Here is a 22,289-nt window from a genome sequence, read left to right on the forward strand (position 1 = left end):
CCGACCTGCCAGTGAAGCCTACCAGTTCCACATGGTGCCGTCCTGAAGACGGTTGATCGGCAGATAGGCACGCTGATAGGGATATTTCGCGGCCAGCTTTTCGTCGATATCGACCCCAAGGCCCGGTTTGTTGCCCGGATGCAGATACCCGTCCTTGAAGCTGTACTCATGGGGAAATACGGCGTCGGTTTCGGGGGTGTGGCGCATATATTCCTGAATGCCGAAATTGGGCACCCACAGGTTGAAGTTCAGTGCCGCGCCCATACAGACCGGTGACAGGTCCGTTGCCCCGTGACAGCCGGTACGCACATGGTGCAACGCGGCGAACCCCGCAATTTGACGTAGATGGGTGATGCCACCGGCATGCACGACGGTGGCACGGATATAGTCGATCAACTGTTCTTCGATCAGGGTCTTGCAGTTCCAGATGCTGTTGAAAATCTCGCCGATGGCAAGTGGAGTGACCGTATGCTCACGTACCCGGCGCAAGCCTTCCTGGTTGTCCGCCGCTACGCAGTCCTCCATCCAGAACAGCCGATAAGGTTCCAGCAACTTGCCAAGGCGTGCGGCCTCGATAGGAGTCAGGCGGTGGTGCACATCATGCAGAAGATGCGGTTCGTCGCCGTAAGTTTCGCGCAAGCGTTCAAACAGCTTTGGCGCATGAGTGAGATATTTTTCCGTGGACCACACATTTTCGCTCGGCAGGGCACCGTTAGCGGGCTCGTAAAACATCTTGTCGCCGGACACGCCGTAGGTGGAGGGCAGGCCGGGAATGCCAGTCTGGGCGCGAATGGCCTTATACCCCATGTCGATATATTTACCGACTTCCTCGACGGTCTCTTCAAGGGTCTCGCCATTGGCGTGACCATAGACCATCACCCCGTCGCGGCTGGCGCCGCCGAGCAGCTGATAGACCGGCATGCCCGCGGCCTTGCCCTTGATGTCCCACAGTGCCATGTCTACTGCCGAAATGGCGGTCATGGTGACCGGTCCCCGTCGCCAATAGCAGCCCCGATAGAGATATTGCCAGATATCTTCAATCCGGTCCGCCTGCATGCCGATAAGACAGGGAATGACATGTTCCTCAAGATAGGCGACAACGGCTTTCTCCCGCCCGTTCAGGGTAGCGTCGCCAATACCGTAAAGATCCTCGTCCGTGTAAATTTTCAAAGTGACGAAATTTCTGCCAGGGCAGGTCACTATGACCTTGGCGTCGGTAATTTTCATGATGTCCTGTTCCAGTTGTCTGTTGAGTTAATTAAAGGAAAAATATGGCCTTTGCCTCTTGCGGGCAAACGAGTCTTTGTCATACTCTGGATTAGTTTTGTTTATGCGTTGTTAGCGACAGGATCAGGATTATGGGCAGAAGACTACCACCGTTAAATTCCTTGCGGGTTTTTGAAGCGGCGGGGCGGCATTTGAGTTTCACTCAGGCCGGTGAGGAATTGCATGTGACCCAAGCGGCAGTCAGTCATCAGATCAGGGTGCTGGAAGAATGGCTTGGCGTGCTGCTGTTTCAGCGCCTGAAGAACGGCTTGAAGCTGACCGAAGAAGGCAAGGCCTATCTGGAGCCTCTGACAGAGGTTTTTGATAAAATGGCGGAGGCCACCGATCAGTTGATCAATCGGGAAGAGGTCAAGACCCTGAACATCTCGACTCTGAGTTCCTTTGCCTCAATCTGGCTGGTGCCGCGGCTTAAATCGTTCCGGGATCAATATCCGGACCTGGATGTACGTGTTGTGACCATTGACCAGGAAGAGGATCTGTTGAGCCAGGGCACCGTGGATGTGGATATTCGCTATGGCGACGGGAGATGGCAACATGTGCACGCCCGGAAGTTTCTGACAGAGAATATTTACCCGGTCTGTAGTCCTGCCCTTCTAGAAGGGAGTAATCCCTTGAAGAAGTTGGAAGACCTGAAACATCACACGCTCTTGCATGATGTGGGGGTGATGGGCTGGAAGGAATGGCTGGAAGAGGCGGGGGTGGAGGGTATCGATCCCAGCCGAGGGCCTGGTTTTACCCATTCTCATCTGGTTATCCAAGCCGCCATTAATGGTGAAGGGGTAGCACTCGGACGCGGGGCGCTGGTCGCTGATGCTCTGGCACGAGGGGATCTTGTTGCGCCTTTCGGGGTAAAGATCCCCTGTAGCTACAGTTATTATGTCGTCAGCAATAAAAATGCCTCGGATCAGCCGAAAATCCGGGCTTTTGCCCACTGGTTGTTGAATGAAGCTGAAAAATTCATTTCCATGAAAGGCCGCATGGGATCCTGAACCTTTCCTGCGCGGGGTGCCTTACAGAGCGGCAATGACAGATTTCAGTTCCGTATAATGTTCTAGGCCTTCAAGACCGGCCTCCCGGCCCCAACCGGATTGTTTAGTGCCGCCGAACGGCATGGCCATGTCTGGGATGCCATGACAATTGATCCAGAAAATACCCGCCTGAATTTCAGCGGCGATTTTGTGAGCCTTGCTTATATCCCGGGTCCAGACGCTGCCCGCCAGGCCATAGTCGGAGCTGTTGGCCAGAGCAATCACTTTCGCCATATCATCCACCTTCATCACCGAGAGCACCGGACCGAAAATTTCCTCTTTCATGACCCGCATGCCCGGGCGCACCCCGGTCAGGATGGTTGGCTGCATGAAATATCCCTTTCTGTTGAGTTTTTTGCCGCCGGTCACAAGACTGGCGCCTTCCTGTAGGGCGCTGTCCACATAATTCCGTACGCTGTTCAGCTGCTGATCAGAGATCAATGGTCCCATTTCCGTAGCTGGATCCAGGCCGGGACCGATCACAAGATTTTCGGCATAATTGATCAGACCGCCAAGAAGGTCATCGTAAATACCGGCTTCTACAAATACCCTAGATCCTGCGACGCAGACCTGTCCAGAATTGGAAAATATACCTTGGGCAACACCGGAAATGGTTTTTTCCAGATCGGCATCGTTATAAACGATGACCGGTGACTTGCCGCCCAGTTCAAGGGTCAGCTTCTTCAGATTTCCTGTTGCGGCTTGCACGAGTTTTTTGCCGGTCGCTGTCGATCCGGTGAATGAAACCTTGTTCACCTGCGGATGCTGAACCAGCGCAGCTCCCACGGCGGCGCCGTTTCCTGGCAAAATATTGACTACGCCGTCCGGAAGGCCTGCCTCGATCAGGAGTTCTCCCAGATAGAGGGTGCTCAGGCAGGTCACTTCGGCAGGTTTGATAATCACGGAACAGCCAGCTGCCAACGCCGGGGCGATTTTCCAGGCCGCCATAACAAGAGGGCCATTCCACGGAGTAATCAGGCCCACCACGCCCACAGGCTCACGCCTTGTATAGGCGTGAAAATCGCCGGGGATGGAAATGTCCGTGGTACGCCCGCCTAACTTTGTGCACCAGCCGGCATAATACCGAAAGCTTTCGGCCGCGGCGGGAATCTCGCCTTGCCGGGCGGCTGTCAAGGGTTTCCCGCCGTCCAACGTTTCCAAGAAAGCGAGTGTGTCTGCATGCTGTTCGATAAGATCGCCGACCCGCCACAGAATACGGGCTTTTTCCGCCGGGGTCTTGGCCCGCCAGCGTTTATCGGTGAAACTATGGCGGGCCGCAGTCACGGCCGCTTCCACTTGATCGCCCCCCGCTGCATAGACAGTACCAATGCGCTCTGCTGTCGCCGGATCAATACAGTCTATCAGCGCGGCATTTTCCGGACTATGCCAGACACCGTTGATCAGCATGGGCCGGGGGCTCGCAAGATAGTTTTTGACGGAAGTCGGGAGGGCAGAGGGATTGGGCACGGTGTTATACTCCTGTCATAAAGTCCTGTAATGCATCCAGCACGGCCCGGTTTTCATGGTCCAGTCCAATAGTAATTCTGAGGCAGTTTTCAGGCCCCCCGGCGCCCACCGGTCGGGGGATTATGCCTCTGGATAATAAGAATTTCCAGGCGGCTCCGGCGTTATGGCTGTCCGTTTCCGGGAACCGCATCAGGATGAAGTTGGCGACGCTGGGTACTACTTCGAGACCCATTTCGGTCAGCCGCTCGCTCATCAGGGCGAGCCATTTGTTATTGGCTTGCCGCACCTTGTTTTCATGATCCCGGTCTAGGACGGCCGCGCAGGCGGCCGCCATCGCTGGCGCATTGGTGTTAAAGGGGGTGCGGATGCGCTGCATCATGCCGATGATCTCGGCGCTGGCATAGGCCCAGCCGATCCGTAGCGCGGACAAGCCATAAAGTTTGGAGAATGTGCGGGTCATCACTACATTGTCCGTCGTTTCGGCCAGCGTTTGACCCGGATCATAATCTTCTTTTTCCACATAATCCGCATAGGCGCTGTCCACCAGCAGTATGATATCACCGGGCAGGTTGTCATGCAGCCGTTGTAACTCGCTCGCCGGCAGATACCGGCCCGCCGGATTATTGGGGGTAGCAATGGCCACCAGGCGCGTTTTATCGGAAACTTTGGCCAAAATCTGATCTACGTTCGGAACCAGTTCCGGTTCAGGCGCAGTAATAACTTCCGCGCCTTGGGCCAAGGCATGAATGCGGCACATGGCAAAGGCATATTCGCTGAGAATTACTTCGTCCCCGCGGGCGACATAGGCCCGGATCAACATCTGGATCAACTCATCCGAACCGTTCCCGCAGATGACCTTGTCCGCATCCAGATCAAAACGTTCCGCCAACGCCTCCCGCAATGCAGTTTGGGACCCGTCGGGATAACGATATAGTGTGTTTGCTGCCTCCATATATGCTTTGATGGCGGCGGGGCTGGGGCCCAAGGGGGATTCGTTGGAGGACAGCTTGATCGGATTCTGAATACCGTCCAGCTGGCTTTGTCCCTGGACATAAGGGGAAATTTTTAAAAGGCCCGGATTGGGAGAAGGTTTTGTCATGGAATACCTTTTCTTCTTTGTTGATATTAGCCACGCACCGGGGGCGTGAGAATAAATTCCCAAGGCGTCGCCATATCCTCTTCAACGTGCACCTCGATCAAGGTCGGACCGTTATGGTCAAGCCCCTTGCGGATAAACTCCCGTAGCCCTTCCGGCGAATTGGTGCGATAGGCGGCGGCGCCGAAGCTTTCGGCGAATTTGACAAAGTCCGGATTATGCAAGTCCGAGGCGATCAGCCGACCGCCGAACCATTCTTTCTGCTGGCGTTGCACATTACCGAATTTATTGTTGTTAAAGACAATGGTGACCAGCCCGATATTATATTGCACCGCTGTTGCCATTTCGTTGGCGGTGAACAGAAAACCACCGTCGCCGGCCACGGAAATCACCGGCTTGTCCGGGTGGGCGATTTTGACCCCGAGCGCTGTGGCATAACCATAGCCAAGTGTGCCCTGATAGCCGCAGGTAATTAGCTGCCGGGGCTTGTATACAGGAAAACCGTACCAAGAGGTGAAACCGACCTGGGTAATCTCGTCGCAGAAAATGCCGTCTTCGGGCAGTTCCTGGCGAATGACCTCCAGATAGGACATTTGCGGCTGGACCTTTTGGATCCGTCTCCAATAGTCCCGCTTCAGGGCGTCAAGCTCGTCCTTGCGGCTGGAGCGGTTAATATTTTCCTTTTCCAGCATGGGGATCAGCGCCCTGAGCGCCCTGCGGGCGTCGGCAACAATGCCTACTTCGGGCACATTGATGCGGTCGATCTCCACAGGGTCGATATCAATGCGGATGATTTTCAGGTTCTCATCTACGCCCCAGAATTGCTGCTGCAACTGAAGGCGGGTGCCGATCCCCACCACAACGTCCGCCTCGGCCCAGAGCCGATGCCCGGTGGGATAATTGACGCCGAGATAATGATCGTCGCTGATGATGCCTCGACCGCTGCGGAAGGAAGAAACCGGCGCCTGCAGCATTTCGGCCAGTTCCTGAACCTCGGGGGCGGCATGGGTTGCTCCGCCACCAACGATGATCAGGGGGCTCTTGGCGCTGCCGAGCAATTTTGCAGCAGCCTTGATCTGTTCGGGATCCGGTTCCGTTGGGGTATCGACAAACGCGTTCAGAAGTTTCACATCGCTTTGTAATCCCATAATATCCATAGGCATTTCGAGGGAAACAGGCCGGGGGCGTCCGGATTTCAGCGCCCTGAACGCTTCGTTCACAATGGCCGGAGCTTGTGAGGGATGGTTGATGCGCTCAGCGTATTTGGTCAGGGATTTCATGGTCGCCAGCTGATCCGGAAGCTCATGAAGCTCTCCATATCCCTTGCCGATGGAGCGGGAGGGAATCTGCCCGGTGAGGCACAGAACCGGCGTATTGGTGGCGTAGGCGGAACACAGCGCGGCGGTGGAATTGAGCACACCGGGGCCGGGCACTACCGTATAGACGCCGACCTTTCCGGTGGAGCGGGCATAACCGTACGCCATATAGGCCGCGCCCTGTTCATGGCGACTACAGATTGTTCTAACTTTATCGGAAGACTGATACATGGCGTCAAAAAAATGATCCAGCTGCCCTCCGGGCAGGCCAAAAATCGTATCCACCCCGTTTTGAATCATGGACTGCAGGATTGCGTCCGCACCGGACAAATGTGTCATTGACTTCTTTACTCCTGAGTTTTTGCTTACTCCTGAGTGTTAAAGAAAGAGGGGAACATCGCCAAATGATCCTTTTTCATTGCAGCATAAGGAAAAATAATCCTCATCGCCTTACGCTGGCACGAAAGGACAAAGGCCTTCGAAAAATATCAGGCTTCCTGATGGGGCTCATAGGGGGGATTGGGGTCGTGTGCAGGGAGAAGCCGCACGATCATATGTAACAAAATGATCAGGATACTGGCGGGCATAACGGAAACAATGGCAACATTCGGTATTTCTAGAGCTTCGCTGGCTCGTTGGCTTTGCAGGATCAGAAATTGAGGCATGGCCAGCAAAACGGGAATCCAGAAGAGGAAAACTGCCCCGGCTTCAAACCAGAGGGCTGACTTTCTCAGCCAGGGCCTAACAAGTTTATTCGCACTGAAAAGGGCCGGATCCGCGCGGCCCTTAAAGGCGACGGTCGCTCCCGTAAAACCGGCCCAGATCATGGCATAACGGGCCAGTTCCTCAGTCCAGGCGGGAGGTTCATTAAAAATATAGCGGGCCATGACCTGAAACAGGATACAGACCAGCATCACCACAATTCCTGTTGAGGCAATGGTTTTGCAGATTCGGTTCAGGGCTTCGGACAAGAGGGAGAGATAGAGGAAAAGCCGTGTCATGATGATGTCTCTGCAGTTTCAGCGACCCATTTGTTATACAGGGCGGTTTTTGCCGGTATTTCCCATCTGTTGGGCGGTATCTTTGCACAGGCATCTATCCATTCGGCGCGTTCGTCATCCGTCAAGGAAATCCATTGAATGCCAGACTGCTCCAGACGTTCACGGTCGCGTTTGATGACTTTTCGAGTCCAGAGGCGGTTGGCTTTGCGCCCTGCGGTGGCGGCCTTCTCGAAAGCGCTGTACTCTGTCCTGGTCAGGCGGGTCAACCATTTGGTGGAGGCCAGCAAGAGCCGGAAGGCTGGCCCCATTCTCAGATCCGTGAAATAATCAAGAACCGCCCCATGTCCAAACATGGGGGCGATATTCGGCGGGTTGAGATAGGCGTCGACCATACCTGTCTGAAGGGCTTGCGCCACCTCTTCCCAAGCGACCTGCACACCGCGCACATTCCAGGCGCGCAACAGGTCCATGTCGGCGGCGCTCAAAACCCGCAAACGCAGTTTTCTGAGATCCTCAAGACGACGCACAGCTTTTCCCCGGGTGAAAAGCCCCACCATTGAACCGGTATAGATAAAATCTATGATCTTCAGGCCATAAGGAGCGAGTTCTGCGGAAATAATGTCCAGATAAGGTGTCTGGGTCAGAAGCCGGTCCATATGCTCATAGGTTTTAATGAGGAAAGGGCGGGCACCGGCATATGTCATGGGCGACCAGCGACCAATGGAATCACCGCTGGTGACTGTCATTTCCATCAGGCCAAGCTGTGTCTGGTAGAGCCGTTCCATTTCGCCGCCAAGGCTGCTATTGGGGTACATGCGCACTCCAAAGCCCTGGCTTTCAAGTACCTCTGCGCAGGCATGAAGCCAAACATAGACACCGTTATTGTCAAGGTTGGCGGGGCTTGAAAAGCCGAATTTCACATCTTCGTCCAGCGAGACGGCCTTTCCGCCCACTGTTCCGGCAAGCGAGGCTGCCGGGACAGATACCGCATATTTCAAAAAAGTGCGCCGTTTCATAGCAGCCCCAATTTTCGAGGAAGATAGAGGGACAGTTCCGGCACCAGGGCAATCAGGGTTAGGATAACCAGTTCTGCTACGACAAAGGGCAACACACGCTTACACAGGGACCAGTAGCCTTGTCCGGTAATGGTGGAGACCATCATGACGGCGCCGCCAAGGGGAGGCGTAATAAGGCCAATGGCCAGGTTAAGGCAAATGAGCACCCCTAGCATAACAGGGTGAAATCCCTGGGCCACAGCGACAGGGACCAGCAGGGGAGCCACAACCGTCAGGGCCAGCATAAAGTCAAACCCCATGCCCAGGATGAGAAAGGTCAGGGTGATGAGGAGGAGGTAACCTGTTCCCTCCAGATGAGCGGAGCTTACCAGTTCAGCGATCATCACCGGGACCTGGTGTAGAGCAATAAGGTAGCTCAGCACAGAAGCGGCGGCCATGATCGTGAAGATGGAGCCCGTCAAAAGGGCGGTTTTTTCAATCCCCCTTTTCATGGAGGCAAATGTCATTTCCTTGAAGGCAAACCCTAGGAGTGCACCGGCAAGGCAGGCAAGGGCGCCGGCTTCTATCGGAGTCATGATTCCAAAGACAATCCCCCCTAAGATAACCACGGGCAAGAGGAGTGCGGGCAGGGCGCGCTTCATGGTGGGCCACAAAGGGGGAATATCCTCTTGCGTACCGCCGGGGTGGTTTTCCCGTCTGGCCATAATATAGTTTGTTGCAAAAAGCGCGAGCGCCAGCAAAAACCCCGGTATGATGCCGGCCGCAAACAGGGCCGCCACATCCGTGGACATAATAGCTCCGTATAAAATCAGGATAATTGAGGGCGGTATGATCGGACCAATCACAGAAGAGGCTGCGGTAATGGCGCCGGCATATTCGCGATCATAACCGCGTTTTTCCATCTGTGGAACAAAAGTGTTGGAGAGGGCGGCAACATCCGCCACGGCTGATCCACTGATGCCGGCAAAGAAGAAAGATGTCATGATGTTGACATGCCCAAGTCCGCCGCGCAGGCGGCCAAGTAGCAGCAGCGAAAAATCAATCAGCGAGCGGGTAATACCTGCCCGGTTCATAAATTCTCCGGCCAGGATGAAAAGGGGCATGGCCATAAAGGTAAAGACATCGACCTGTGAGAAAATACGTTGCGGAACGGTTAGAAGGAAGCGGGTACTGTCGGACAGATAATAGCTGATGATCGCGCCGGCACCTATGGCATAAGCAAGCGCGACACCGGATCCGGCCAGCAATATGATGATGGCAATGGTGACAACCGCTTGCATGAAATGTTCTTCCTTCCTTCCGGGTGATATTTGTACCAAACTCAGGACACTTCATGCCCGGCAGCAGCCCGATAATCTTATCTTATCATTAGTGAAAATAATTTCAAATAGGAAAACTCTACATTTATTTTTTGCTGGAGGTGAACTGCCTAGAGTGAATTGTGAATAGGGTGACTCAATTCACTCTAATGCGGCATAGGCCTGCGATTTGTTTAGGGCAAAACGAACCTCAGGGACGGTCTTGAGGCAGGGGAAATGCTCCTTAGGCAGGAGGTCATTGAGGAAGGCTGTCGCCAGTTCAGTTTGGCAGGCGGTATATCCGCTCAGGGTTGAATGTCCGTAATTTCTGATGCGGACGATACTGCTGTTGGGCATATGGCGGGCGATCTGGGTGGCGTAAATGTCCGGTGTCATGGGGTCATAATATCCGCTCAGTAACAGGGTCGGTATGTTGCGGCTCACCGGTACGGGGGCAGGGCGCTTTCCATAAGGCAAGTTTGGGGCGCTGCAAACGGCCGTCATGAAACTTGTAATGGCAAAATTCTCAAGGCTGTTTTGCAGGTCACTTGCCGAAGGCGGCAAGGGCAGCGGATTGCGGTGGGTATATTGGTCCTTACAGACAACGGCAAAGAAAGTGCCGGCGGCGCTCTGGTCGTGTTGTGCAGGGGCGGGAAATACGGTGTTCATCAAAAGGGTTATCAACTCATAGTCCCCTTGCAGGGTGTCGTGAACAAGCAAGGGAACAAGCGGTAGCGTCCTCGCGTTATAGAGCATCCAATGCACGAGGTTCAGAAAATCATGCCAGTTAACCACCATTTCGAGGGGGCCGTTTGTGCCCTTAAGGCAGAGGATAAGGGGGGACGCTTTCAATTTGGATATCAGTTTTTTTAGATCGGTGGCGAGAGACGGGAAAACAGCGTGGCAAGCGGGTTGGGCCCTGCATGCATTAACCAGGCGCGTGAGTCCGAGGGTGAAGTTGCGCGTGGCTTCGGACATGAACAGATCGCTTTCCATGGAAACTGGCGAATCCAGAACCATGCTCCGGATAGCGTTGTCCTCCAGACGCGCGGCTTCCTGGGCGATATATGTGCCGTAGGAAACAGCCAGCAGGTTCCATTGGTCAATATCCAACGCGCGTCGCAAGTCCCGCAAGTCATGGGCATTTTGTATGGCGCTGTAGCCCCGCAGATCACGTCCGGCGTTTTGCAGGCTTCTTAGACAATGCTGTGCCCGCCGGGCGATCTCTGCATCCCGTTCGTCAAGGCTGTGGTCGGCGAGATAAATCCTGCGCCGCGCCTGCTCAAGAGCAGGGCAAATCAGAGCAGGTTCGCTCATGAATCCCCCGCGCTGGGTAAAGAGGATGATGTCGCGCTCCTGCCCAAAGGGGTGGCTGGCGAACAGGGCGAAATAGTGGGGGCTGCTGATGGCGGAGGCGCCGGGCCCGCCAGTAAGAAAAACAACAGGGTCTGATTTTGGCTGTGCTGCCGTAGTTTTTATGATGGCGACAGGTAATTTCAGTTCTGCGGAAGCTGGGTTGTCCCTGTTTTCTGGAACGCGAATATAACCGCAGACCAGCCTGCTGTTCGGCACCTCTTGTGCGGCGGGAAAAGGGCAGGGACTGATTTCCTGAAACCGTGCCTCTGCATTCACTACTGTGGTCAGCCCAAAACAGCATGCGCAAAGAACTGTCAGATCTCTTGGTGTCGAGAGGCTGTTTAAGAACCCCTTTTTCCATCCAGGCCAGACTTTATATACGTTTTTTTCAAATATAATATTTTTACAATTTTGGAGAATCGGTCGAAAATTTTTCATGATCATCTGATACTCCTTTCCGATTTTTTGATATTCTGCATTTCTCAATTCTCGTTTTCCGGATCGTTGGGGGGGTTATAATTGTAGGTTTTAAAAGGAAAAATAAGCAGTCTTGTTTCAATAAAACGCTTGGTAAGAATTGTAGGATACTTTAAGTCTTGCACAAAGTTTCAATTTATGAAAATATTTTCATTATTGAAACTTTTGAGTCTGACTAGATCAACATACAACCAGAAAACAGACGTTTGGCCAGAAAACAGACGTCTGGCTAGAAAATATAGGTATGGCTAGAAAACATAGGTATGGGAGGAATATATGACATCAGAGAGAGGCGGGATTTTCTTGGTCGGGGGGGCGTGGGTTGTGCTTGGGGTTTTGCTGGCCCCGGCAAGCTATGCGCAAAACACGGTGGCGCAGGAGACCGGGGATGAAGGCGACGTGTTTGAGGAAATTACGGTTACCGCGTCGCGGCGGGCCATCGGTCTGCAAGACACGGCCCTGTCGGTAACAGCTATTAAGCCTGAGGAATTGAGCATTAGCGGTCTGAACAAGCTCAGGGATGTTATTGAATTTTCGCCGGGGGTTCATTATGCGGGCGGAAGTGCGCCTGTCGGCAACACGATTACCATGCGGGGGGTGGCCCAGGCGGGGCGGGCGTCAACCGTCGGGCTGTATATTGATGATGTGCCCCTGGGATCCAGCAACTCTTTTGCGGCGGGGCCCACCCTGCATTTTGATGCCGTTTCCGGCGATATAGAGCGGGTCGAGCTGATCAAGGGGCCGCAAGGCACACTTTATGGAAGTTCCTCCATGGGCGGTGTTGTTCGCTATATCACTAAAGATCTTTCCCGGAGTGATTTTGAAGGGGATGTGAAGGCGGATCTCTCCTCAACCAAGGAAGGCGGGTTTAACCAGCTGGTCAGTGGTCGTATCAGCAGTCCTCTGGTCAGGGACAGGCTGGGCATTAGTGTAGCCGGGTATTATGAACATTTTGACGGATTTATTGACCGCATAGAGGAGTCGCCGACAGGGGCGGCAGAAGATGTCGACAGTTTTGACCGCTGGGGGGTTTACGCCAAGATGGCGGTAAACCCGACGGAAAACCTGTCTGCAAATTTCCTTTTTGTCCATACGGACGTGGAATCCTCCGGCGGGAACACAGTGGTGCTTGAAGGCCCGCCCTTTGTTCCTGCCCACGGCCCCTTTTCTACCGATGAGGGCGAGAATGACCTGAATGACGAATTCACCCTGTATGCTGGTACGTTGAATTATGACTTTGAATGGGGGACATTTATTTCCTCAACCAGCTATCAGGACCGCCTCAACTCAAATTCCGCGGATCTTGTAGCCACATTTGGTTCTCTTATTGAGTTGCTGTCAGGACAGCCCCCTGGCTCTGTCACATCGGCTCCTTTTACCGGCCTCATCAAGACGGAAAGGTTTGTTCAGGAAGTTAGGCTGACTTCAAAAGAAAACCAGTCCCTTGAATGGTCGATTGGAGGCATATATTCCGATGAAAACAGCAGCAATATTCAACGACTTGAAGGATTTCCCGGCGGCTTTTTGGCCCTTGATGTTGATCTTGGCAGTGGGGTCGAAGAGCTGGCCCTTTTTGGTAACCTGACCTATTATCTTGCCCAGAATTTTGATGTAACAGCTGGTGCGCGGATTGCCTGGATTGATTCTGCGGTGGCCCTGACAGACGGCCCCGGTCTTATTGTGGCTGACCTGCCCGAAACCACAAGCAGCGATACGGTGGACACCTACAGCTTTACCGCCCGTTACCGTCCGACCCCTGACCTGTCGCTTTATATGCGCATTGCCAGCGGTTATCGTCCGGAAAACGCCAACCTGCCGCTTCTGGATGCAATGGGGAACAATGCGGCCCCCGCGATCATAGCCACAGACACGCTCTGGAGTTATGAACTGGGAGCGAAGGGCTCTCTGGCGGATAACAAGGTCAATTATGATCTTGCGCTGTGGTATATCGACTGGACCAATTTGCAGGTTGTGACCTTTGTGAACGGGGCGTCCACGGGGGGCAACGCCAATAGTGACGTTACGGCTTATGGCTTCGAGGCAAGTCTCACGACACGACTCAGTGACGGGTTTCGCCTGATATCCACCCTGTCCTTTTCACACAGCACGCTGGATGATGACGAGACAGCAGGCTTTGGCGCTCTGGCCGGGGAGAACCTGCATCTGTTGCCCAAGTGGTCCGGCTCTGTCCGCGGAATATACGATTTCCCCATTACCCACAATTTGGATGGTTTCGTAAATGCCGGCATCAAATATGTTGGCTCGAAAGATACAGGGTATGAAGGGGGCATCGGGGCGGATGGCAGCATCATAACACCGCTTATTGCCAATTTTACCTTAGACGACTATGTGGCCGTCAATCTGAGCGTCGGTATCCGCTTTGATAACATCGCGGCGTCTGTTTATGCCCGTAACCTCTTCAACGAATATGCTTTTACTGGCGGTAGCGCCCGACCGCTTGTCGGCTTTACGCGAGCTACGGCAAATGTGTTGCAGCCGCGCACAGTTGGTGTTGTACTGAAGGTTGATTTCTAGAGTAAATTGTGACCGGTTTTAAGGGGGAGGGAGTATAACGCCTGTGGTATGAATTTGCTGCAGGCGTTTTCATGAACATTAGTAAGGCAAGGGGAAGGGTGATGTCTGTGGGGAAGTTTCTGGCCATTATCAGTATCTGTTTATGGGCGGTGTGGTCTGAAGGGGTGACAGACCCCCTAAATGTGCCGGAAGACCAGATTGAAAGCTGGGCGGATACCACCTTTGAAGGGCTTGTTTCAGCAGGGCGCATATCCGGCGCGGTTGTCAGTGTGGTAAAGGACGGGCGGATTCTTCTTGAAAAAGGTTATGGACTGGGGGATGTGGTGGCGGGCACGGCAGCCGATCCATATCTCACACGGGCGCGGATTGGCTCCACCACCAAAACCTTTACCGCCACAATTATTGCGCAGCTCACGGCCGAGGGCAAAATTGCCTCCCTTCACGACCCGGCAAATACATATCTTGCGCGCTATAAACTGCCTGAGAACAGGGGCGTGCCGATCACCTTGAAACATTTGCTGACCCATACTGCGGGCTTTGAAGACAAATTCTTCTTTATCAGCAGCGACAGGCCAGTGTCCGTGCCGGTGGAGGCAGAGCTTTATGACCAACTGAGGCCGGCTTTTGTGCGGCCTGCGGGGGAAAAGGTGGTGTATTCCAATTTCGGTGTGGCCACACTGGGCCTTGTGATAGAAGATATCATGGGCCTGTCCATTAACAAGGCAATGCAGGCGCGTATTTTCGGTCCTCTTGGCATGGCCTCAACCGACCTTGTCGTCACCATAGACGAACCCGAGGGGGTGGCGGTTCCGGGGCGGATTTCAGCGCAAGGAATCACAGGCCGGACCCCGTTTGCGGCGATCAATCCGGCAGTGGCCCAAACAGGAGCCATAGTTTCGACAGCCCATGACATGGCGCTGTATATGATGGCCCATATGGAAGGCTGGCCCGGATATGGTCGTGACCTTCAGGACCGGCTTTTTACGCGTCTTGCGGGCAACCACCCGGATATCGGGGGAGTGGGTATGGTTTTTTTTGTAGATGAATGGGCCGGTCGTAAAACGGTTTCCCATGGGGGGAACTGGGCCGGGTTTCATACATGGATGACCATGGTGCCGGAAGAACGTCTCGGTTTTTATGTGACCCTTTTCAGTGATGCTGTCCCCACAGGGGTTGTTGAGCGGTTCTTGTCGGCTGTTGCGCCTTCACAAGGTGTGCCGCCATCTCCCGCCATGCTTTCCGCCTCTTCCCTGCATACCGCTTTTTTACAGCATTTCCTAGGGGATAAACGCCCTATGCTTTCCGTCGTTGAGGAGCCGTTGAAGAACTACGAAGGAATATACCGATCGGATCGACGCCCGTTTCATTCGGTTGAAGCGCTTTCGGCTGTCGTCTATTTTGGCGCAGATATTCTGCGGGTAACCTCCAAGGAAGACGGCCTTTATATCAGAGGCAACGGGCCGTTCAAACCCGTTGGTGCGGGCCGCTTCATGATGGATGCGCCGGGGCGGCCGATGATGACGTTCGCCAGAAATGAAAGGACAGGCGAACTTACCCTCAATCATGACCTGGGCATCTATACCTTCACAAAAATACCTCCTTATGCCCATTCAAAATGGCACGCTGTGGCCTTGCACCTGGTGTTGCCACTAGCGGCTCTGGGGATGTTGTGTCCTTTGGTTTTTAGGCGACAGAACGCTGCCTGGCCGTCATTTTCGATGGGCGTCTCGGCGTTTGTCATGGTATTGGCCGCGACGGTGGGGCTTGACGAGGGGCAGAGTTTGATGACGGGCTATTACGCAGGATATACGGGCCGTCTGGCTGTTTTTGTTACGGCTTTTCACGGGCTTCTTATCTCAACCATTGGGGCTGCTTTTTTCGTCTTGAAAGCGAAAAGTCGGGCATCACGCCTTGCGATTGGCGTTTTAACTGCAGTGGGGGCTGTAAGTGTTGTTTTGCTTCTGCCGTATAATGTGTTGGGCTGGCGGATTATCTAGAGTGAATTGAGCCAACCTTTGCACAATTCATTCTAAATAATCTCAGATATGATTATATCAGTTTCAATGTGGATTCCGGCAGGTTCGCCATACGTTCATGAATAGAAGGAATTGGCGGCAGGGGGGCGCTGGGCACCGGTTCATACCAGAACGTCGTCACGGACCAGTCATCTTCGCGTTCATAGAGTTCAGCCTTATAATCCTCAATTTCCCGAGCACTGCCCGTGGGGTTGTGGCCAATTTGCTGAATGGTCGCCCTAAAGGCTGTTTCCCAGGTGATGGGGTCCAGCAGATGCCAGCGATACATGGACACAAGCCCCGTATCGGATACGCTGTTTTTTTCGCGCCAGTTCGCGCCATGATAACGAAAGGCATTTTGTTGAATGCCCCAGGAAAGTCCCACATAATCTTCTGCACCCGTGCCGACAATGGTTGGGAAATCAGTATCCCCGTCGATATACGCCTTAAACTCACCTTCCCCCCACCATAATTTGTCAAGGGGCCGGACACCAAAAACGGCTCCGATATACCGCCCTGGTCCGCTGCGGCGGTTCAGAATTTCCAGGTCGTGGGTTTTTTGGGTCGGGTTTTCACGCCTGAAGGAGACATGCAGCCGGCCTGTCCTTGTGCTGATTTTATCTCCCAGAGTATAATCAATCTGGAAAAAAAGTGGCATCCTCGTTTCGGATTCGTTGACAATTTCTACCCGAGCCCGTGTCAGGAACGGCATGGGCAGCCAGATATTCATGCCGTTTTTTTCGCCTACGGAATGGACGGCGGTTTCAAACGGCGGGGTTTGCCCGTGGGCGAAACCGAAAAAGTCACCTATCGGCGCCTCAATCGAAGGGTGCTTTTGGCCGTCCCAGTAGAACCGCAGGAGAACACCACGCAGCAATGCCAGTTTGGGATGTGTGGTCAGCCAGATATGGCGGATGATGCCCGGTCCTTCTATATCCGCCAAAATCAGGCTTTCCCCCGGATCCAGATGCCTTGCTGGACTCCCCTTGCGGCCCGGGCCAAGCGGACTGGCGGCTTTGGCACCGCTTCCAGGCACGCCTGTCGGGTTTTCGAAACTGATGGAGCGCGATACTGTACCGGGGGTTACATCATAAAGGTCTTTCAGGCTGAACATGCGGATTATTCTCCAAGGTTTATTGTGCGGCTGACGATGGAATGATCTCCAAAATGCATCGGGGCGGTATTTGCAGGGCGAAGGGCATGCAGTGTTGCTGCTTCTCCTGTTATGGAAAGGGGCGTCATGTCAAATATGCGGAATTCGACTGCCGTCCCCGCCTCAACGGTGAGGCGCATGGGAAGTCCTTCCGGATCGCTGCCCATAAAGAGTGCGTGTGGCGCAGCGCTGTTCGGCGCTTCCAGGACCCGCTGGCCGGAAACTTCCAGGGTGTGTAATTTCATTTCCGGGGGAAAGCCGATGCCTGACAGCATGGCATTGCGACCATAGTGCAGTGTTGCGGTTATTATACGGATCTTTCCTTCGGTTGTATCAGAGATTAGGGTAAAACCAGGCGCTTCAAGTTTAAGGTCGGGAGCCGGTTTTAAGTATCCTGTGCGCGGTTTATATCCAAAATCATGATAGGGAAATTTCTCGTCCGGGAAATCTGCTTTCTGTAAATAGTGTCGATCGTCCGGACCATAGGTGAAAAGCTGCCATTGATATGTGCCACTGCTTACATCCGCGCGGTAGATAATATTGGTGCTGCGCGGCCGTTCCGGTGTGTAGGCAGGCATCATGCTTGCAGCCAGGGTGGCCAGGGCGGCAACAAGCCCGGTTCCAACCAGCAGGCCGTGGTCTGAGCCGGCCTGCCGCCAGGTCAACATAAGGGGTAAGGCGGCTAGAGACAAAAGCAGGAGCGGGATCACTTTGAGGTGGCTCATATGAAAATTGACTACAACATCCAGCAACATGAAATGGTAAAAAGCCATATAGGCCGCAAGGGCGCTTCCTACGTAGCACGCCACCTTTACCTTTAAAGAGGATTGCGGTTGGCGGAAGGAGAGAACCACAGCAGCCAATACCGCGCCAAGCAGGGGGATGATGAAAATATAGGACGCGCCGCTGAGGGTCAGGCTGCATAAAACAGCCGCAATGGCGTATATTCCCCAGACAACCTGAAACAGGGCCTTTTCGTCCAGCTTGCGCGCAAGCAGCCGCAGGACAAGGGCGGGCAAGAAAAGTCCCGTGGCGATCAGGGCAATTCGCTCGGGCCAGGGGTAAGGGTGGTCAAGCGGGTGACTGTCGCCCCAGTTTCCAAGGGGAAAGGAAAGAATCCAGCCCGTGGCTACTGTTGCGGCGCTAATCAGGATTACCGCGAGCAGGGCCAGAGGATTTTGATGGGGGCGGGTTTCTGTCGAATGGCGACAAATATCAGACCTGCAAGGGCGGCGCCTGCGATCCAGATGCTGAGATGCGCGGGCCACATGATCAGAAAATAGCCGAAAAAATCAATGTAAGTGGCATCGCTATCGCTGTGCAGAGACTCCAGATCCGTATTGCCGAAATGGCGGATGGCTGCAAGCATATTGTCGCCGTGATGCTGGAGGCTGGATTTGCTGAGATTTTCGATTGTATCATGGGGGGAGTGATAGAGGGAGACCCCGCGGGAAAAAGCGAAGTTCAGGGCCGGCAAGCCGCGTTCGGCATAGGCCATCAGATCTGTGCCATTTGGCATGCGCTTATAGATTTCCACAAGCAAGCTGGTGCTCACAGGGCGTGGCGTGCTGTTGGCAAATCCCTGGACTTGCCGGTAATTTCGGGGGCCGGTTTCAAACATGAGGCTGGGGCCACTGACGCCACGAGCTTCCATATTTAGAATCATTCCCACACGGTCCATGAGGGGATGTTTTTTATTAAACGCCATGGCGCCTCTAAGGCCACTTTCTTCCGCATCGGAAAAAAGAAAAATAACGTCATTTTCCAAAGGGTCGGATGCCTTGAGGTTGGTGATAATTTCAAGAAGAGCGGCGATACCCGCCCCGTCATCGGCGGCGCCGCCCGCGGCCGGGGCGCTGTCATAATGAGCTGTTGCCATCAGGGCTTTTCTACTGGGGTTTGATCCCGGCAAGATGGCGATGACATTTTCAAGATATGAACACCCGGGGGCCAGGGGGGCGCAGTGAAAGTCCTGCTGTAGTTCAGGGCTGAGGCCTAGAGCAGAAAGTTTTTTCACCAAGCGTTCGCGAAGCAGTTTATTAGGGGCGCTGCCCGCCGGATGTGCGCCGATGCCCTCCAACAGTTCTCCCAAGAGGTCGTAAGCCCGATCGGCAGAAAAATGGCCTGCCGGAAGGGATGCAGGCTTTGGTGGGGGGCCTTCTGTTAAAATTCTGAGACCTGCGAGCATCAGAACCAGCACCAAGGCGGTCATGACAGACTCTTTTGTAAAAAAATTCCATATCATGGGACTGCTCTAAAGTTCTACTGGGTCAAGAGGCCAGATGGGCCGAGTAATGTGTTTGTAAGGTCGCGTTGTCGCATCCCCGTTAAGTGTGCCAGGGGAATCCACAAACAGAACTTCTGCCGCCTTGTCGGCAAACCCCGCATAAAAATGGAAGGAGGATTTCACTACAACCACGCGCTTGGACCAGGGGTCCGCCCCGGCAGCAATGAAGGCTTCCGGTCGGAAAGGCTGTTGACGTATTTCATTCAATACGATTTCGATTCCATGTGTTTCGAGAATTGCGGTCCGGCCAAGGTTGCACCAGGTGCCATCAGAAATATGGGGCTGACCGGCCTGTGAGCGGAGTTCCTTGACGGTGACCTCAAGGTCCAGGGGCGGCCCCGAAAAAGGGCCGATTTTGCCGCCTATGCGCATGGGAAGGGTTGCCCCTTTGCCGGCGGCAAAAGCAATATTGAGCCCCACCGGATCCCATAAAAAACCGATCAGTGCATTTTTAATACCACCCCTGATCAACGCATCCAGGATAAAGGTGGAATCAGAACCTGCCCCGCCCCCGGGATTGTCTGCCATGTCGGCAATAACAACCGTACCGTCTTTGACGTTTTTCAGAGCGGGAATGAGTTCTTGTGGTGTCAGAGTATGAGGAACAGCCTGCTCCTTAAGAGCAAAAAATTCCCGCCCCAGTTTTTCGGCGATCTTGTCCCCTTTGTCTTTCTGGTTGTCTGTTATAACCATCATGCAAGCCCCCGTGTCCTTGAAGTCCGCCCAGGGGAAGCCGTGGGCAAGGCTGACAGACAGGATGCCTTCTTCCTGCTCCTGGGCCATCATGGTATCGACAAATTCCCGCATGGGGGAGTGGGTGGTATGAAACAAACCCAGGGCAGGGATGCGGAAAAAACTGATCACTGGTGAAATGCTGCCTTTTGCCGCCTGTTCGATGAGGTCATAGAGTTCTTTGGCCCTGTCGGCAAAATCCGTATGCGGATATTCCTTGCAGGGGATGAGTGCTGTGGCGTTCCTGATCATGGCTTCGGTGATGTTGCCGTGGAGGTCAAGAAGCACGCCAACGGGTATATCGGGACCCAGAATCTGACGTACGCGGGCCAGCATATCCCCCTCGCAATCGTCATACCCCTGCGCCATCATTGCCCCATGCATCATGAGGAAAACCATATCAACGGGGGCTGCCGCCTTTAGCTCAGAAAGAATGGTATCCCGCAAATATTCATAGTCTTTCCGGCGGCACGGAGCACTTGGTTGCGCCAGGGCGCAGGTGCCAACAATGGCGGTATGACCGCGTTTCTGCGCTTCCCTATAAAAATCTATGGCTCCTTTGAGCAGCGGAAGATGATCCGCAGGGTCACCCATGGCTGGTTTGTAAAGTCCGATTTCCTCAAAACTGCTTAAATCCGTCGGGATGGGCGAAAAGCTGTTTGATTCATGCGCAAAAAAAGCAATGAAACAACGCATGGAACAATATCTCCCTTACAACTCTGTTTTTCTAGCCCGGGCACTACTGGCAAAAGACTCGTTTGGCAAAAGACTCGTTTTTTGCGCCTTGAAGCAGTTTAGCGGGTGTGTTTTGCTATCGTTCCTGGAACCGTAGCATGTTTCAAATAATTTTCAAATATGATAATTATTTTAGTTAGAGAAAAAACATCGAAAATTTATACTGGATCTGCTGGCGAAAGGTAAAACAGGGGCATCTTGATGAAGATTATTATTATTGGCGGGGGAGTTATAGGGGTTTCATCAGCGTATGAGCTGCAAAAAGCCGGGCATCAAGTTCTGCTCCTTGAAGCCGGGGAAGATGTTGGTCGGGCCACAAGCTTTGCCAATGGGGGCCTTCTGACCCCCAGTATGTCTGACCCGTGGAACGCCCCGGGGGTATGGCGTGATTTGCTGCGGTATCTCGGACAACCGGCGGCGCCGATGCTGGTGCGTGTCGGGGCTTTGCCTTCGCTGGCTGTTTGGGGCACGCGCTTTTTGTATTATTCGGCAGAGGCGCGGTTCCACAAAGCGTTGCGAACGAATACGGAGCTGTCCCTCGTCAGCATGGAGGTTATGAGGGAGGTTTGCGCCAAAGAAAGACTGGAATTTGACGATAACAAAGGCGGCGTCCTGAAAATATACCGGGATCCGATTGCCCTGCGGAAGGGGGTTGAAAAAATGAACCGGGTGGCGGACCTTGGCGTCGTTACCTGCCTGCTTTCAAAAGAAGAAACGCTCCAGAAAGAACCGGCGTTGGTGCCTATTGGAAAACAGCTTGCCGGGGCGCTGTATTTTCCACAGGACTGGTCCGGCGATGCTGCCGCTTTTACCAAGTTGTTGGCGGCTCGTATTCAGGCGCGGGACGGTAAGATTCTTTGCGGGGAGACGGTTCGGAAAATTCACGTTGAAGAGGGGCGGGTCAGGGAGGTGATCACAGAAAACGTGTCCTTTACGGCAGAGGCGGTTGTCATAGCGGCAGGAAGCTGGTCAGGGCGACTCCTGAAGCCATTCTGGCGGGGATTGCCTGTCCGGCCTGTCAAGGGATACTCCCTGACCTTTGAGGGGGATCGGGGCGTCGGAGCCGGTTTGCCGCGTATCCCGGTGGTTGACGATGATCTGCATGCGGCGGTTACCCCGCTGGGAAATCGTCTCCGGGTGGCTGGAACGGCAGAATTTGCGGGGTTTGATCCGCGGCTGAGACAGGACCGGTTGAATAATCTGAAAACCTTGCTGAAGGGGGTTCTTCCCGCCGTTGCGCATGACCTGCTTGCGGGACCGGTTGGGGCGTGGTGCGGGTTCCGCCCGGTGAGTGCCGACGGCATGCCTTTTATCGGGGAAACACCCATAGACGGTCTGTATTTAAACACGGGGCACGGACCTTTCGGCTGGACCATGGCGATGGGGTCTGCACGTTTGTTGACCCAGCTCATAAGCGGCATGCCCCCGGCGATGGGGATGGCGGCGATCAGTCCGCTTAGGCACTGGCAGAAAAGAGCCGATTAGAGAGA

17 protein-coding genes are annotated in these 22,289 nt (G+C 54.0%); 5 read left to right on the forward strand and 12 right to left on the reverse strand.

What is annotated here, in order from left to right:
- Positions 1-18 precede the first annotated feature (18 nt).
- The gene (gene manD / locus FE788_RS04710) at positions 19-1,230 is read right to left on the reverse strand and encodes a D-mannonate dehydratase ManD (protein ID WP_138379558.1); all 1,212 of its coding nucleotides are present in this window, start codon (positions 1,228-1,230) and stop codon (positions 19-21) included.
- Positions 1,231-1,358: 128 nt separating this feature from the next.
- Between manD and FE788_RS04715 the strand changes: the two genes are divergently transcribed.
- A complete protein-coding gene (locus FE788_RS04715; protein ID WP_138379559.1) occupies positions 1,359-2,276 on the forward strand; it encodes a transcriptional regulator GcvA in 918 nt (305 codons plus the stop codon).
- Between the two features lie 21 nt (positions 2,277-2,297).
- Here FE788_RS04715 and FE788_RS04720 read toward each other — a convergent pair whose 3' ends face one another.
- The 7 genes from FE788_RS04720 to FE788_RS04750 form a co-directional block, all read right to left on the reverse strand.
- Positions 2,298-3,782, reverse strand: a complete 1,485-nt coding sequence (locus FE788_RS04720; protein ID WP_210414136.1) for an aldehyde dehydrogenase family protein — start codon at positions 3,780-3,782, stop codon at positions 2,298-2,300.
- Positions 3,783-3,786: 4 nt separating this feature from the next.
- Entirely contained in the window at positions 3,787-4,881 is a 1,095-nt protein-coding gene (hisC, locus tag FE788_RS04725) for a histidinol-phosphate transaminase (protein WP_138379560.1), read from the reverse strand.
- A gap of 26 nt (positions 4,882-4,907) precedes the next feature.
- Complete coding sequence (locus FE788_RS04730; RefSeq protein ID WP_138379561.1) at positions 4,908-6,533, reverse strand: thiamine pyrophosphate-dependent enzyme; 1,626 nt, start codon at positions 6,531-6,533, stop codon at positions 4,908-4,910.
- A 149-nt stretch (positions 6,534-6,682) separates the two neighbouring features.
- Positions 6,683-7,195, reverse strand: a complete 513-nt coding sequence (locus FE788_RS04735) for a TRAP transporter small permease (RefSeq protein ID WP_138379562.1) — start codon at positions 7,193-7,195, stop codon at positions 6,683-6,685.
- Positions 7,192-8,211 (reverse strand): TRAP transporter substrate-binding protein, encoded by a 1,020-nt coding sequence (locus FE788_RS04740; RefSeq protein ID WP_138379563.1) that lies wholly within the window; start codon positions 8,209-8,211, stop codon positions 7,192-7,194. The genes FE788_RS04735 and FE788_RS04740 overlap by 4 nt, the downstream gene beginning before the upstream one ends.
- Positions 8,208-9,491, reverse strand: coding sequence for a TRAP transporter large permease (locus FE788_RS04745; protein ID WP_138379564.1), 1,284 nt, complete (start codon positions 9,489-9,491; stop codon positions 8,208-8,210). Before FE788_RS04745 ends, FE788_RS04740 begins: the two co-directional genes overlap by 4 nt.
- A gap of 180 nt (positions 9,492-9,671) precedes the next feature.
- Positions 9,672-11,141 carry an alpha/beta fold hydrolase gene (locus FE788_RS04750; protein ID WP_168190266.1) on the reverse strand — a complete coding sequence of 490 codons (1,470 nt, stop codon included), beginning with the start codon at positions 11,139-11,141 and terminating at the stop codon, positions 9,672-9,674.
- A gap of 464 nt (positions 11,142-11,605) precedes the next feature.
- On the opposite strand from FE788_RS04750, the gene FE788_RS14415 reads away from it, so the two are divergent.
- The 3 genes from FE788_RS14415 (at position 11,606) to FE788_RS04760 (ending at position 15,874) form a co-directional block, all read left to right on the forward strand.
- Positions 11,606-11,734: a twin-arginine translocation signal domain-containing protein gene (locus FE788_RS14415; protein WP_168190267.1), complete on the forward strand. Its 129-nt coding sequence runs from the start codon at positions 11,606-11,608 to the stop codon at positions 11,732-11,734.
- Positions 11,735-11,741: 7 nt separating this feature from the next.
- Positions 11,742-13,877: a TonB-dependent receptor gene (locus tag FE788_RS04755; protein ID WP_425462977.1), complete on the forward strand. Its 2,136-nt coding sequence runs from the start codon at positions 11,742-11,744 to the stop codon at positions 13,875-13,877.
- A gap of 101 nt (positions 13,878-13,978) precedes the next feature.
- On the forward strand, positions 13,979-15,874 hold the full coding sequence (locus FE788_RS04760; RefSeq protein ID WP_168190269.1) for a serine hydrolase domain-containing protein: 1,896 nt from the start codon (positions 13,979-13,981) through the stop codon (positions 15,872-15,874).
- Between the two features lie 52 nt (positions 15,875-15,926).
- Here the strand turns inward: FE788_RS04760 and FE788_RS04765 are convergent, their stop codons facing one another.
- The 4 genes from FE788_RS04765 to FE788_RS04780 all read right to left on the reverse strand — a co-directional run bounded on the left by FE788_RS04765 (position 15,927) and on the right by FE788_RS04780 (position 20,760).
- A complete protein-coding gene (locus tag FE788_RS04765) occupies positions 15,927-17,006 on the reverse strand; it encodes a glycoside hydrolase family 172 protein (protein WP_138379568.1) in 1,080 nt (359 codons plus the stop codon).
- A 5-nt stretch (positions 17,007-17,011) separates the two neighbouring features.
- Positions 17,012-18,064: a hypothetical protein gene (locus tag FE788_RS04770; RefSeq protein WP_138379569.1), complete on the reverse strand. Its 1,053-nt coding sequence runs from the start codon at positions 18,062-18,064 to the stop codon at positions 17,012-17,014.
- Between the two features lie 134 nt (positions 18,065-18,198).
- Positions 18,199-19,257 carry a M20/M25/M40 family metallo-hydrolase gene (locus FE788_RS04775; RefSeq protein ID WP_168190270.1) on the reverse strand — a complete coding sequence of 353 codons (1,059 nt, stop codon included), beginning with the start codon at positions 19,255-19,257 and terminating at the stop codon, positions 18,199-18,201.
- Between the two features lie 42 nt (positions 19,258-19,299).
- A complete protein-coding gene (locus FE788_RS04780) occupies positions 19,300-20,760 on the reverse strand; it encodes a M81 family metallopeptidase (RefSeq protein WP_138379571.1) in 1,461 nt (486 codons plus the stop codon).
- A gap of 240 nt (positions 20,761-21,000) precedes the next feature.
- Between FE788_RS04780 and FE788_RS04785 the strand changes: the two genes are divergently transcribed.
- Entirely contained in the window at positions 21,001-22,284 is a 1,284-nt protein-coding gene (locus FE788_RS04785) for an FAD-dependent oxidoreductase (protein WP_138379572.1), read from the forward strand.
- Positions 22,285-22,289: the final 5 nt, after the last annotated feature.

The sequence above is a fragment of the Luteithermobacter gelatinilyticus genome, assembly GCF_005849285.1.
GTDB lineage: Bacteria > Pseudomonadota > Alphaproteobacteria > Sphingomonadales > Emcibacteraceae > Luteithermobacter > Luteithermobacter gelatinilyticus.